14 protein-coding genes are annotated in these 13,514 nt (G+C 44.1%); 6 read left to right on the top strand and 8 right to left on the bottom strand.

Features of this window, described 5'->3' with window-relative positions; translation table 11 throughout:
* Nucleotides 1-331: 331 nt before the first annotated feature.
* From AC787_RS00605 to AC787_RS00585, 5 genes are all read right to left on the bottom strand, one after another.
* Nucleotides 332-1,066: an ABC transporter ATP-binding protein gene (locus tag AC787_RS00605; RefSeq protein WP_054023014.1), complete on the bottom strand. Its 735-nt coding sequence runs from the start codon at nt 1,064-1,066 to the stop codon at nt 332-334.
* Nucleotides 1,066-2,187 carry an ABC transporter permease gene (locus AC787_RS00600; RefSeq protein ID WP_054023013.1) on the bottom strand — a complete coding sequence of 374 codons (1,122 nt, stop codon included), beginning with the start codon at nt 2,185-2,187 and terminating at the stop codon, nt 1,066-1,068. The genes AC787_RS00605 and AC787_RS00600 overlap by 1 nt, the downstream gene beginning before the upstream one ends.
* Nucleotides 2,188-2,311: 124 nt before the next feature.
* Entirely contained in the window at nt 2,312-2,878 is a 567-nt protein-coding gene (locus tag AC787_RS00595; RefSeq protein WP_054023012.1) for a TetR/AcrR family transcriptional regulator, read from the bottom strand.
* A gap of 533 nt (nt 2,879-3,411) precedes the next feature.
* Entirely contained in the window at nt 3,412-3,696 is a 285-nt protein-coding gene (locus tag AC787_RS34610; protein ID WP_235560869.1) for a hypothetical protein, read from the bottom strand.
* A complete protein-coding gene (locus AC787_RS00585) occupies nt 3,662-3,877 on the bottom strand; it encodes a hypothetical protein (protein ID WP_054023010.1) in 216 nt (71 codons plus the stop codon). The genes AC787_RS34610 and AC787_RS00585 overlap by 35 nt, the downstream gene beginning before the upstream one ends.
* A 381-nt stretch (nt 3,878-4,258) precedes the next feature.
* Here AC787_RS00585 and AC787_RS00580 point away from each other — a divergent pair, with 381 nt between their 5' ends.
* The 6 genes from AC787_RS00580 to AC787_RS00550 all read left to right on the top strand — a co-directional run bounded on the left by AC787_RS00580 (nt 4,259) and on the right by AC787_RS00550 (nt 11,085).
* The gene (locus tag AC787_RS00580; RefSeq protein WP_054023009.1) at nt 4,259-6,124 is read left to right on the top strand and encodes an ABC transporter substrate-binding protein; all 1,866 of its coding nucleotides are present in this window, start codon (nt 4,259-4,261) and stop codon (nt 6,122-6,124) included.
* 141 nt (nt 6,125-6,265) lie between these two features.
* On the top strand, nt 6,266-7,264 hold the full coding sequence (locus AC787_RS00575; RefSeq protein ID WP_200930686.1) for an ABC transporter permease: 999 nt from the start codon (nt 6,266-6,268) through the stop codon (nt 7,262-7,264).
* Nucleotides 7,265-7,271: 7 nt separating this feature from the next.
* The gene (locus AC787_RS00570) at nt 7,272-8,123 is read left to right on the top strand and encodes an ABC transporter permease (protein WP_054023008.1); all 852 of its coding nucleotides are present in this window, start codon (nt 7,272-7,274) and stop codon (nt 8,121-8,123) included.
* Nucleotides 8,124-8,135: 12 nt separating this feature from the next.
* Nucleotides 8,136-9,119, top strand: a complete 984-nt coding sequence (locus tag AC787_RS00565) for an ABC transporter ATP-binding protein (RefSeq protein ID WP_054023007.1) — start codon at nt 8,136-8,138, stop codon at nt 9,117-9,119.
* On the top strand, nt 9,116-10,132 hold the full coding sequence (locus tag AC787_RS00560; RefSeq protein ID WP_200930685.1) for an ABC transporter ATP-binding protein: 1,017 nt from the start codon (nt 9,116-9,118) through the stop codon (nt 10,130-10,132). Before AC787_RS00565 ends, AC787_RS00560 begins: the two co-directional genes overlap by 4 nt.
* A gap of 218 nt (nt 10,133-10,350) precedes the next feature.
* Entirely contained in the window at nt 10,351-11,085 is a 735-nt protein-coding gene (locus AC787_RS00550; RefSeq protein WP_152970557.1) for a phytanoyl-CoA dioxygenase family protein, read from the top strand.
* Nucleotides 11,086-11,151: 66 nt separating this feature from the next.
* On the opposite strand, the gene AC787_RS00545 is transcribed toward AC787_RS00550, so the two are convergent.
* The 3 genes from AC787_RS00545 to AC787_RS00535 form a co-directional block, all read right to left on the bottom strand.
* Nucleotides 11,152-12,078, bottom strand: coding sequence for a phosphotransferase (locus AC787_RS00545; protein ID WP_054023005.1), 927 nt, complete (start codon nt 12,076-12,078; stop codon nt 11,152-11,154).
* 351 nt (nt 12,079-12,429) lie between these two features.
* Nucleotides 12,430-12,762 carry a hypothetical protein gene (locus AC787_RS00540; RefSeq protein WP_054023004.1) on the bottom strand — a complete coding sequence of 111 codons (333 nt, stop codon included), beginning with the start codon at nt 12,760-12,762 and terminating at the stop codon, nt 12,430-12,432.
* A 97-nt stretch (nt 12,763-12,859) separates the two neighbouring features.
* Nucleotides 12,860-13,369 carry a GNAT family N-acetyltransferase gene (locus AC787_RS00535; RefSeq protein WP_054023003.1) on the bottom strand — a complete coding sequence of 170 codons (510 nt, stop codon included), beginning with the start codon at nt 13,367-13,369 and terminating at the stop codon, nt 12,860-12,862.
* Nucleotides 13,370-13,514: the final 145 nt, after the last annotated feature.

Raw genomic sequence — 13,514 nt, 5'->3', positions numbered from 1 at the left:
ATTCAATGATCTCTTTCATGAATGATCCTAAGGATTGGATATCTCTACACTCTCTACTGCATCTCGTTTTCGATCCACTTCATGAACACTTCAGTGACACTGTAGCCGCTGTTTGAGATATCAATTGTTAACCGTTGCCTCGAATAATCCGGCTACATGGTGTCAGCAAAAAACTTGCGTCACTTGTGATACGGTTCACCGTAACATCTAAAGAGCGAAATTTGGGTATACCCCCCAGCAATATTTCTCCCAACTTGTGATATGTTTGTCTGTACCATCTGTAGGGCGACATACTATTTTTTTTACGGATGCAACTTCATAAGTTATAAGTTCACTTCCGAGAATAGGAGATTTCTTTTGCGGAGCTTCTGTACCTGTTTCTTGACGTTTCAGCCAACGATAATTTCCCATCTTCCATTCGGTATACCTTGTCGCAATATTCAAGCATACGCTCATCATGGGTAACCATAATCGCCGCTTTCTGGCGTGACTTCACCTCATGCGCAATTAGACTGACCACTTCATGGGCGCGCTTGGTATCCAAACTTGCTGTCGGCTCATCCGCCAAGATGATGTTGGGATTATTAATTAAAGCACGAGCAATCGCTGTCCGTTGCTTCTCACCACCTGATAGCTCTTCCGGGAGGCTTTTTAACTTCGAGCCCAGACCCAGCTCTTCCAGCAACTTAGTGGCGTATTCCTTATCCTCCCTTTTAACCTTTCCCGACATCCTTTTTACTATTAGCAATTGATCAAGAACATTTAAATAAGGAACCAAATTCGATGATTGCATAATAAATCCGATTTCTCGTAACCTTATATTAGATAGTTCCTTCGCAGTAAGCGTAGAGATATTATACCCATTCAGCTTAACATCTCCTTCGGAGGCCTTAAGCAGCGCTCCAGCAATGGATAAGAACGTACTTTTACCAGACCCGGACGGTCCAACTACAGCAACAAACTCACCCGGCTCCACTGAAATTGACACATGATCGAGTGCCGCGATCCGATTGCTTCCTTCGGCATAATACTTTGTGACTTCACTCATTTGCAATCCCTTAGTCATTATTCAACCCTCCCGAGCGCTTTGAGTGGATCAATCTTTGTAATCTTGCGAACAGATACGACCGAACTTAAAATAGCGATAATTAGCAAGATAACAGAATATGTGACGACAAGACTAGTTTCCAGCTTGAATGGCATACCCTCCGGCATAATGGCAGCTGTTCCATAAGTCAGTAAAATTCCAACTACAATACTAATCAGCGAAAGCACAAACACTTGTGATACAATAGCTTTGCCCAAAAATCTGTTACTAGCACCAATAGCTTTCATAATGCCGAACTGGTTGGTCTTCTGCATCGTAATTACATAAAAGAACACCCCAAGCACGAATGCGGAGATAGCTAGCAGAAATGCAAGCATCATTAAAATAGTACCGTTCTCTTCTTTGTACCCTGGCATTCCTTGAACGGCTGCCGCTCGGGTAACCGTATCCGTATTTGATAGCTTACTATTAATTAAATCTGGATCAATATCCTTGCCTTGTAACATAATCGCATTAACGGGCCCTGCGACTCCTTTATCCTTACCCGGAGCCGCGAAGGTAATCTTCCGCCATTCAGCCATTGGAGTAAATACTGATGCAACGTGGTTATAGGTCTGATTCTCGACATATCCGATAATCGTCAATGATTCCGTCGTTCCATCTAACTGAAAAGTGTCACCAATGTTATATCCCTCATCCTTCATCGTTGAATTCACCACGACACCTGTAGGGTTCCCGGAAGATAGGCTTTCCCCTTCTACGATAGCCGGTTCCAAGAAGCTTCCTGGGTTAATTCCTATAATCGCGATGTCCACCTTATCTTCATTCTTGGTGCTTTGCTCCTTTAGCGCTGTAGCCATCGTTGTTCCCATGGGTGCGGCAGCACTCACATTTGGTAGCAGCTCCACTTCCGTCATTAATTGATCAGACAGTAACGACTTGCTCATTGAAGACTGTGAACCTTCTTCAAAGACGACATAATCAGCCTTCATTGTCTTGAATGTTGACGCAGCTAGCGTAGATAATCCATTCCCCAAACCTGATAAAATGAATACCAACCAAGCTATTAGTACAAAAATAATGACGATCATTAAAAATCTCATTTTACTATTCATCAATTCCTTCATAGCTAAAAACATTTTCTTTTCAACTCCTTATCTTTGTTTTTTCGACACTAGTGTCAAATTTATATCACTGTTACACTTGACTCACTAATTAAACATTATAAATGACACTTGTGTCAAATTAATTCCAAGACTGAGGCTAGCTCTTAGCTCCCCCAATCCACATTTGAAACAACAGCTTTCCCCAATCAGGTATAGGGAAATTCAGCATATTAGGCGTATTAATTAAGTTAAAAAAAACACCAATAAATACAGGTAATGGGATATCTTGCCGCAGGCTTTTATCCTGTTGTGCTCGTTCAAACAAGCGTGATAATTGAATTTTAAGGGTCATATGTGCTTCCTCAATAAATTCAAGATCTCTCGCTGCTGCAGAAGAATTAGTAGTATTAATTTTACTAGCATCTCCTAGAAGTTGATGGAGCGTAGATTCTTCTACGTAAATGAGAAGTAACTGCTCGAGGGCGTCCATAGGATCAGTCTCATCAATTGCTGATGAATTTTCTAATACCGTTGCTATTACGCGCTTCATACAAGCAGCAACTATCTCTTCTTTATTAGAGTAATATTGATAAATAGTGCTCCGGGCTCCGGATAGATGCTGTGAGAGCAGCTTGAGATGAAAACCGTCGTAGCCATGCTCAAGCACTAATTTTTTTGTCGTATCCAGCAGCTCTGTCTCAGTAAAAGATTGTTTTCTTCCCACTGAATCTCTTCCTTTTCTTCATATAAGAATTTGTGTTAGAAGTGAGAGCATAAAATATTTTGTGTAAATAGATAAATAGAAAAAGGAAGACCCTTTTTTGTAGAATTGAGTTACCACACAACTTCGCTACACGTTGTCCTGTTGGCTTTGATCAAGCACTTGCTGAACTCCAAGCCATGTTCACCACCATGTACTAACGCAATCTTCTACAAGAGAAGTTTTTTCATTTATACAAAATTATTGACGCTACCTAAAAGTTATCTTCAAGTAATAGATTATTATCGTAAATTTAAAAGAATCCTACCTCTAATTTTATTTATTATCAGTATAGCATATGTCTATAGGCATTGCCGAAACAAGACCACCGATCTCAATAAATGGAGGTGATTCATTCAAAAAACGACCTTGAGCGTGAATCCAGCCAATCAGTTCAGTATCCAATTCTGCTACGTAAATAACATAATTGGTAGGATCCGTAATATCCTAAAGTCTCACTAACGATAAGAATAAACCACATTCACTAAAATAAACCATCAAAAATAGCAAAGGCGGGTAAGCAAGCATAGATTAAAAAATAGACCTAGCTTCATCCGAGCCGGTGTTCCTTTCACACTCAAGAATAAGGAAATCGTTTCCTCCACTTGATCCAGATGTCTTTCGAATTCCAAATAATCGGCTAGAGCAGCCCGCGCATCGGTCGACAAACATTCAGTTCCTTCCGTTTTTCCCTTCCCGCGTATCCGAACAATCTTGGCGCTGCGGGCTGCACGCAGCTGCGCAGGATCACTGGGTTCGACTTGATCCAAAATCAGGTTCACCAGCTCCTCCCGTCGCTTCCTCGATCATCTTGCCGATCGCATCGCACCCGCTCGATTCATTCGGCCGCCAAGCGATTGTAATCGTCTCTTTGGAATCGTTCTTCCCATTGATGCTGCCGCCGTTCTTAGGACCGGAGTCATTCCCTCCGTTACCTGCGTTCGAGCATGCCGAGAGCAGCAAGAATAAGACTCGCGAATAACATTCGCCGTTTCATGGAATCACCTGTTCCTTCTTTTTTTCGTGATTGGAATCGTGCCAGCGTGCCGATCCGGCCGTCCAGAACGGATAACCTTGCCGTTTAACTCCAAATTTTAAGGTTGTATTGCAAGGTCATAATCAAAGTGCAACTTAAGATCATGTAATAATACCGGCTGCCGCCAACCTCGGATAGGATGTATGGAGCATGGCGTAAGAATGCAAAAACAGGACCTTAATATACAAAGACGATCATTACTTTAATTGTTTATAATAATAATAGGGATAGTAAGCGCTTACATTCCCAAAAGTGATTAAAATGAACTGAATTAACAGATTTTTGATATAAAAATAGGAGGACTGCTGATGCGATTCCGGAAATTGAAGCTCGTATTGCTTCCATTTGTAATGGTTGTCACCTTACTTTTGAATGGATGTACGGAAGATAACTCTAAAGTGTTCCGCGATTTAGGTGGATGGCCGAAACCGCCGTTGTTTCAAGGCAACCCATTCGCTTCCGGCGGCATAGGACAGGCTTGGCAGTATACGTTTGAGGGACTATTCCAGATCGTTCGCTCAACGGATAAAATTTATAACCGTCTGGCCGAATCGGTGGAGCATGAGGGAAACAATACCGTAATCAAAATAAGATCAGGTGTAACTTGGCAGGACGGCAAGCCATTTACAAGCAAGGATGTTTGGAGCTATTACATGCTCAATAACGGCGTCGAAATCATGAAACATCTCACCGGCATTGAGATCGCCGACGATACAACAATTATATTTAAGTGGCAAGAACCCTCCCCGTTTACGGAAATGAAAAACTTGTTCCTTGCGCAGGATTATCAGGCCACAATTCCTTATCATCTCTATGGTAAGTATATAGATAAAGTGGACGAATTGTTAAAGCAAGCCAAAACTACAAACGATCCAGATAAGAAGGGACCTCTCGGCTTGGAGATTTCAGACAAGCTGCGTAAAGAGATCGATACAAACTGGCAGGATTTCTTGAAAGCTGGACCTAAGATGCCTGTAGGTACAGGTCCGTTTATCGTGAAGAAAGTAACCGCTTCGGATATGATTCTGGAGAAAAATGAGAAGTATTGGAAGGTTGAGAATATTAATTTCGACCGGATCTTTATTAAAAACCCAGGATCTGACTCATCCGGCCTAGCTTTACTGAAATCGGGCAAGATCGATACATATCCCGGCACGCCACCTAAAGATATTCTTGAAAATATGCTGGCTACCAACAAGGATCTCGTTCATTACCGCATGTTCGACCCCGCGACGATCGGGATGGTATTCAATTTGGATAAACCGCCGTTCGATAATCCGAAATTCCGTCAGGCCGTCGTATATGCGCTGGACCGAACGAAGATTCGTGAGGTTGGCAACTACTATGGTCAAGAAGCAGACGTCTCGATGACCGGGATGCCGCAATCCGAGCTTGCCAAATGGATCACTCCGGAAAACCGCGAGAAAATGACGAAATTCTCGTATAACCCTGACAAAGGCGGAGAGCTGTTAACCGAGCTGGGCTGGAAGAAGGGTGCTGACGGCAACTGGGCGGACCCGAACGGCAAGACGCCGGAATTTATTATCGGGGTGAGCGGAGGTTGGCTGCAAGCGGTAAACTCCGCCCAGATCGCCGCAGAGCAGATGACCAAATTCGGCCTTCCGACCAAATTGCTGGCCGTCGATGGCAGCGTGTATTACAACAATGCTACCAAGGACAAAGGCGCTTATCATATGTCTGTCGATTGGGTAGACGTTTCCTGGGGCTTCATGTTCCCATGGAATTCACTAAGGAATTTCTACTGGGGCGGTATCGGAAATATGGCTCACCTGCCCAAATTTAAGGATGGTCCGGATAAAGGGAAGCTGGATATGCGACTGCCAGCTCCCGACGGGCAGGTCGTTGACATTGAAAAAACGTTAAAGGGAATGCCCTATCTGCATAAAGAAGAAGAGCGCAAGGACGCCATTTTCAAGCTGGCATGGATTACGAATGAAAACGCCTATGGAGTAGGCTTCTTCCAAAATACGACCGGTTATTTCGAGAATGTCAAGACGGTCAAGGGCTGGCCGAGAGAAGATGAATTCGAAAAGTACAATCGCAGTCTGCCGGTACCGATCGAACCTGAAGACATCGATGCGGTTTCTGAAATCAACTTTGGATTCGGGGGAATAACGTACTTCGTGGAAGGAAGATTATCGCCTAGAGAGTAGTCCTGATTTCGATGTTACTAACGTACATTCTCCATTATTGAAACCATGCTCGGGCTTCACAGCGTTCCTCTCGTATCCTGTGTACGTATCCATCGTTGTGAAGCCCGCAACCTACCCCATTTCTTGAAGGAGGATCTGGATTTGACACCCGTTATTGTGCTAAAGAGAATTGGGATGGCTCTCGTTACCGTATGTTTAGCCACAGTGATGACCTTTGTATTGCTCCGTTTAACACCAGGTAACGCCATTGATGCATGGGCCCGCGATTACGCGACCCAGTTCGGGATTACATTGGAAGAAGCGTACCGGCGAATTGCAGCGATGATTAATTACAATCCGAACGAACCGCTGCATGAACAGTTTGTTCGTTATATTTCTGGTCTCCTGCAAGGAAACCTTGGCGTTTCAATGGTTTACCAGCAAATTACGGTAAATTCCATTATTGCAAACGCAATGCCTTGGACCATTTTCGTTGTAACCATTTCTCTTTTCATCAGTTTTGTAATCGGGATGCTTCTGGGCGTGAGAATGGCTTGGAAAAGAAACTCTGTTTTAGAGCCTTCAGTTTCCTTATTTACCGTTATTACATCAGCCATACCAGATTTTATTTTTGCGATCCTATTGTTGGTTGTTTTCGCATACGGGTTAAACTGGTTTCCCGTTAACGGCGCATACGATCCCTTTGTGACTCCTGGCTTCAACCTCGACTTTATTGTAAGCGTGCTCTACTATGCCGCTATGCCGATCCTGACCTTTGTCATAACGAATATCGGCGGATGGGCGCTTATGATGAAAGGCAATGCCGTAAGCGTACTTGGTGAGGACTATATTATTGCAGCGAAGGCGCGAGGTATTTCCGAATCGGTTATCATGAACCGGTACGTCATGAAGAATGCGATGCTGCCGATGATCACGATGCTGGCCATCACCTTCGGCAGCATGCTTGGCGGAGCGACGCTGATCGAGAATATCTTCCAGTACCCTGGTATCGGATACTTTTTGGGAGAAGCGACGAGAACAAGAGATTATACGGTTATGCAGGGCATCATGCTGTTTCTCAGTGTCACGATGATCGTTGCCAATCTCATTGCGGATTTGGTTTATTCGAAGCTTGATCCGAGAATCAAGGTAGAGGGGTAATCATACCATGCGAGGAATGATCGATTTTTTCAGAATCATTTGCCATAACAAAAGATCGCTAATCGGTCTAATCATTTTGGTCTTTTTCATTTTGATGGCAACGGCAGGACCTTTTATTTTTAAACTCAATATGACCGTCGCTTATGACAACCGTTACCTGTCGCCATCGTTAGAGCATTGGCTTGGAACCGATTTTGCCGGGAGAGATACGTTTATTCAATTGGTGCATGGGTCCAAGGAAGTCCTTCTTGTCGGCTTGCTTGCTGCCTTCTTCACCTTGTTTGTCGGCGCGCTTCTCGGGACACTCTCCGGACTTGTCGGCGGAAGACTTGATGCGGGTATTATGCTGATTACCAATTTGTTTCTTACGATCCCGAGCTTTCCGATTCTGATTATTATGGCGGCTATATTCTCGATCCAGGATCCTATTTCCTTCGCCCTTGTGTTAAGCGCCTGGAGCTGGCCTGGACTAACGCGCGCTGTCCGCTCGCAAATTATATCGCTGAAGGAACGGGATTTTATCGTCATCTGCAAGGTTATGGGCATGAGCAAGCCGCATATTATTTTCAAAGAGCTTATGCCGAGCATCACCTCCTTCTTATCCATCAGTTTTATTATGACGATGCGCGGTGCCATTACAGGCAGCGTAGGCATTATGATGCTGGGTCTTGCCCCTTATTCACCGACCAATTGGGGGCAAATGCTTAATCTTGCCGTTTCTCAAACAGGGGGTATCTTCAATCCGCTGGGCTTTATTTATCTGTTCTCGCCGATTCTTTGTCTTGCATTATTTCAACTGGGTTCGATCTTCTTTGCCAATGGCATCGATGAAGCGCTAAATCCTAGGCTTAGAGGATAGAAGGGAGAATCCATGAACGAGAACAATCTGATTGAGATTAGAGATTTATCCATCGAATTCAAACTTCGCTCGGGAACGATTCGGGCTGTCGATCATGTCTCATTTGATATTCCGAGGGGACAAGTGACCGCATTGGTCGGAGAAAGCGGCAGCGGCAAATCGACGCTGGCTTCGGCTATTCTTAATATCGTTTCGGCGCCGGGAACCATCAAGAACGGAAGCATCTTTATCAATGGCCAGGATATGCTGCGCTACAATGCCAATCGATTGCGTCAGCATCGTTGGGCGGACGTATCGATGGTATTTCAAGCCGCTCAGAACGCATTGAACCCTGTCATGCGCATAGGTGATCAGATGATTGAAACCGTCCTTGCTCATCAGAAAATGAGTAAAGACGAGATCATCAAGAAGGCATCGCAACTGCTCGATTATGTCCGGCTTGAGCCAGACCGCATACTGAAAGCTTATCCGCACGAATTGAGCGGCGGCATGAAGCAGCGTGTCATGATCGCCTTCAGCCTGCTGCTCGACCCGCAGCTGGTCATTCTGGATGAACCGACAACTGCGCTCGATGTCATCACGCAGGATTACATCTTTGATATTCTGTTAAAGGTTCATAAGGAAATGAACATTACGATGCTTCTTTTATCGCACGATATTTCTGTTGTAGCCAGAGTGGCCGACCGCATTGGCGTCATGTATGCCGGCAAGATTGTGGAAGTCGGGGAAACGTTCGAGATGTTCGAGAATGCCAAGCATCCATACACGGCGGGACTCATTCAAGCGGCTCCTTCCATATTGGATGATGTCAACGACAATAGATCCATCAAAGGCTCTTCGCCGAATCTGTTGAACTTGCCGCCGGGCTGCGCGTTTCACCCAAGATGCGAGTTTGCAACGGATCTCTGCATGCAGGAGGAGCCTCGGGCGATTTCAGTAGGCAGTTTCCGTATATCCGCATGTCATTTGAATGAGAAGGGAGAGATGCTGGCTTGAGCAGCTTGCTGGAACTTCGCAACATAAGCATGATTTTTGAGCAAAAATCGGGAATGCTTGGAAAACCGACCCCCATCCCCGCCATGACCGATGTCCAGTTATCTTTCGAGCCTGGAGAGATTCTGGCTCTTGTAGGGGAAAGTGGCTGCGGCAAGACAACGCTTGGCAAGGTCGTCACGGGTCTGCACAAGCCGTCCAAAGGGCAGCTTCTTTTTCAAGGAAAAGACGTATGGAATATGAATAAAGCGGAATTTTCCGAGTACCGTCAGAGCGTGCAGCTTGTCCAGCAGGATTCGTACGCGGCATTGAATCCGATGCGAACCATCTTCCAATCTCTATCCGATCCCATCCTTCAGCATAAATTCGTTCGCAGCCGCAAAGAGGCCTATGAGCGGGTTTGCGAGCTGCTGAATACGGTTGGATTGACGCCGCCTGAGCAGTACATCGAGAAGTATCCCCATCAAATGAGCGGCGGTCAAAGACAGCGGGTATTGCTTGCAAGAGCGATCTCCTTGAAACCGAAGCTCATCGTCGCGGACGAACCTGTGTCCATGATTGATGTCTCGTTACGAATGGCGATCCTGCGGTTAATGTCCACCCTTAATAAGAATCTCGGCATTGCCTTTATCTATATTACGCATGATTTGGCGACCGCACGCTATATTGCACAGCATGGCCGAATGGCCGTCATGTACTTGGGGAAGATCGTCGAGCAAGGAAGCGTGCATGATGTGCTTGCCGCTCCGCAGCATCCTTATCTGCAGGCGCTGTTATCCGCCGTTCCGGTGCCGAATCCAAGGATTGCGAAAGTGAAGAGGGAATTGCCGCTGAAAAGCTTGGATATGCCAAGTATTACGAATCCGCCATCCGGCTGCTCCTTTCATCCGAGATGCTTGTACGCAAGCCAAACATGCGAGCAAACAGCACCATCTCTGATGCCCTCCGGCAAGACGATTGTGTCATGTCATCATGTAGAGAAGGTGCCGAAATGGACCATAGCTACCGTAAAGTAATATTTAAGGTAAGTGTCTTTTTCATTGTACTGATCGTTTTCTTACTTTTTATTGTAAAAAAGGACTCCGCCGAATACGTTATTCTAGTCTTATCGCTCAGTGTTAATCTTTTGCTGTCCCTCGCCATCCTATTATTGGGATGGATGGATCGAAATCGCAGCTCTCAGAAGCGCTAGGGTGACGCGGAAGCTAATCTTTTTGAAAAGGTGTGAGACACAATGATAGAGCCAATGGACCGCATTTCCCCACTGAATAAAGAGCAAATCTCGTTTTTCGCCAAAAACGGCTATCTTCTTCTCCGTCAGGCCTGCAGCAACGATTTACTCGATATTTATAACCAGCATATATACAACCTTGCCAAGAATGAGATACCGGATCAACCGGATTCGGTGGAAAAAGCTACTTTCTCTTTCCGGGTTTTTAATCCCCATCTGAAGGACAGCTTCTCCTTGCAAATGCTGAAGCTTCCTATTATAAGAGGGGCATTGGCCCAATTGATGGGCGATGAAGCGGTTGGCGTGCAGAGCATGTACTTCTTCAAGGAACCCGGCTCAAAAGGTCAGGCAGCTCATCAAGACTATGAATATATCCATCATGAGCCGAACACCATGATTGCTACGTCCCTCGCGATGGAGAGTAATGATGAAGACAACGGATGCCTTCGCGTTATTCCAGGCAGTCACAAGCTGGGGCCTCTGCGCCATGGAAAGGTGAAAGATCTGTTGGAGCATGCGGATTGGACCACGGAAACGGAAGGCGTGGATTTGACGGCTGAAATACCCGTTGTGATGGAGAAAGGGGATCTTCTGTTCTTTCACAGTCTGCTTGTCCATTCCTCCACCCGTAACAAAACGAAGGACAGATTCCGCAGATCCTATGTTTGCCATTATATTCGGAATGATTCCAAGATTACACTTCGGGAAGATTTGAAGCGGATAATCGATCTGTTCTGAGGCAGACAATCATTTGAGAGACCCCTAAGGGTCTCTTTTTTCTTACGTTCCGAATTGAATCCAAACTCAGAGTTTAGAAGTCTTACGATCCCAATACATCACTAAGCCAGCATGTACGTGATGTTCTCCTTGAATGACTCTCATAAAATGACGTTTGGCTGCTTCCAAAGAACGCATCATTTGAAAGACAGGAATCAATTCCAGTTCAATTCCCGACAGAGTGATAACGGACTGGTACCCGTTCAGAAACCAGGATGACATGGACTCTTCATATCGCTCATCTTCCTGCAAAGCTAGCAAAAAGGAGGATAAATCATGTACTCTCGGCTCCCGGCGACTGCACTCGAAATCGATAATTCCGACTACTTTATCCTGGAGCGCTAATAGATTAGCGGGCGCATAATCACCGTGGCACGAAAGATGAGGTAATGAAAGATACGGTTCCTCGTTCAATTGCTTCCCGAGCTTGTTCATTCTAAACAATAGGTTCTCTACTGCATTCCAAAATTCAGGGTACTCGGATACCGATTGTTCATGAATACTGTTCCTTAACGCTTCCATGTCGACCCTATCGAAATTGAATGACTCAAATGTCGTCTTCCAAGGGAATTTGCCCTCATACCCTGCAACAGAGGCATGATACTCAGCTAAAGCCTTGCCAGCACTAAACACCAGCTGCTCATTACGCAGATCAAACTTAGAGTCAGCATCAATGAATGGAAATACACTTACATGTGTACCATTCGGCAGTGTATCCAGATAAAGAAGAGGAACAATCGTATTATTTTCTTCTGATGACCATTTCAAAATCATTTGTTCTGCTGCCAGTTGCTCTAACTGAATGGAATACTGCGGCACTCTAATTCTGTATTTGCCCCGGCTTGTTGTGAGTAAATAATTATCATTGCTAAATCCGCTCGACATTCTTGTAAGTGTATCGAGACTTCCTAAATGGATTTCTAATGATACCAGATCGGTTAGACATATTTCCATGGATGCCACCTGCACATTCCCCCACAAAATTATTATTGCCTATCAATCATCCTTCAGATTATATGACCACCTAAGTCGTCGTTTGGTTACGCTTCCCAATAGCGCTATAATCCCATTATTATAGATCAACACAGATGAAGTAGCGAATGGAATAGGTGTATACATCAGGGCTCAGAAGAAATTAACGTAATGAAGCTGCCCAAAAGACTTCTGTGATACTTTTCATGTAAACCGCCTCTTTTCAATATAATGGATCAATTATATCAAATAGATCTAAGTGTCTCTTGTACATAAATATCATAAATAAGCACCTTCCAAGCGAATGGAGATGCTTTAACTTTGTAATTAACACTAAAACTTAATCCAAATTGAGAGTATTATAAAATGGATCGTAACAATCATGCTTATAGCAAGCAGGAACTCGCCAATCATTTTACTGACGACTGCTCCAAAATCATTGATATGCCTTTTCGAAACCAATACTGTCGCTAACCAAAACGGTATTGAAGCTAAAAAGGGATAGTTGAAACCATCTGTACCATTTGAATATTTATCTAGTCCGATTATATTGAAGAGATAATGAGTTACAATAAAACCATTCCCAAATTTATAATTTATTAAAAACCCCGAAAGTAGAAAAATGATAGAAAGTGATCCATAACCAAACGGTTTTTTAATTGCCAAAATAGATCAACTCCTCCACAGAATGATATCCATATTGTACCATTAAGTCCTTTATGAGGATATAGATTCTGGAGGGCTGCCCTATCAAGCATGTCATTTAATTCAACTTCTTGTAATAGAAGACCGTTGCATCTAATTGGCCGTTTGCAGATTGTGCATAATCAGGAATTCGTCCTGCTTCAATGAAACCTAACGAAGTATACAGGTTATTCGAAGGATCACCATCCCTTGTATCGAGAACTAATAATGTTCTACCTTCGTCCCTTGCTCGCCTCTCCGCCTTTTGCATGAGTGAACGACCAATCCCTCTAAGTCGATAGTTTGGATGGGTCATTAATTTTGCGATTTCCACTCTATGTCCACCATTTTGCTTCATACATAGATGCAGCTGCACGCTCCCAACGATATGATTATCGATTTTGGCAATGAATAAAATCACTTCTGGGCTTAACACATCCTCCCAGTACATTGCAGCTTCAGATTGCTTCATTGGAGGTAGAAAGCCAATTGACGCACCATCTTCTACGACTTGCACCAACAGATCCGACAGCCCATTAATATGTTCTCCAATTGATCGTATCTGTTCAATAATCATATCACTAGCCATTAAAATCTCCTCCAAAACACGTTATAGTTTAATAGTAATAAACTAAATATAATTTGTATAACGAATTTAATTAATCATAATCATTAATATTTCAAATCAATCCGTTACGATGCACTTGATCGCCCTAATGTTACTAAACATTTCC

Source organism: Bacillus sp. FJAT-28004, assembly GCF_001280845.1.
Taxonomy (GTDB): domain Bacteria; phylum Bacillota; class Bacilli; order Paenibacillales; family Paenibacillaceae; genus Pristimantibacillus.
The sequence above is the reverse complement of the archived record's forward strand: the minus strand, read 5'-3'. Positions and strand labels throughout refer to the sequence as shown.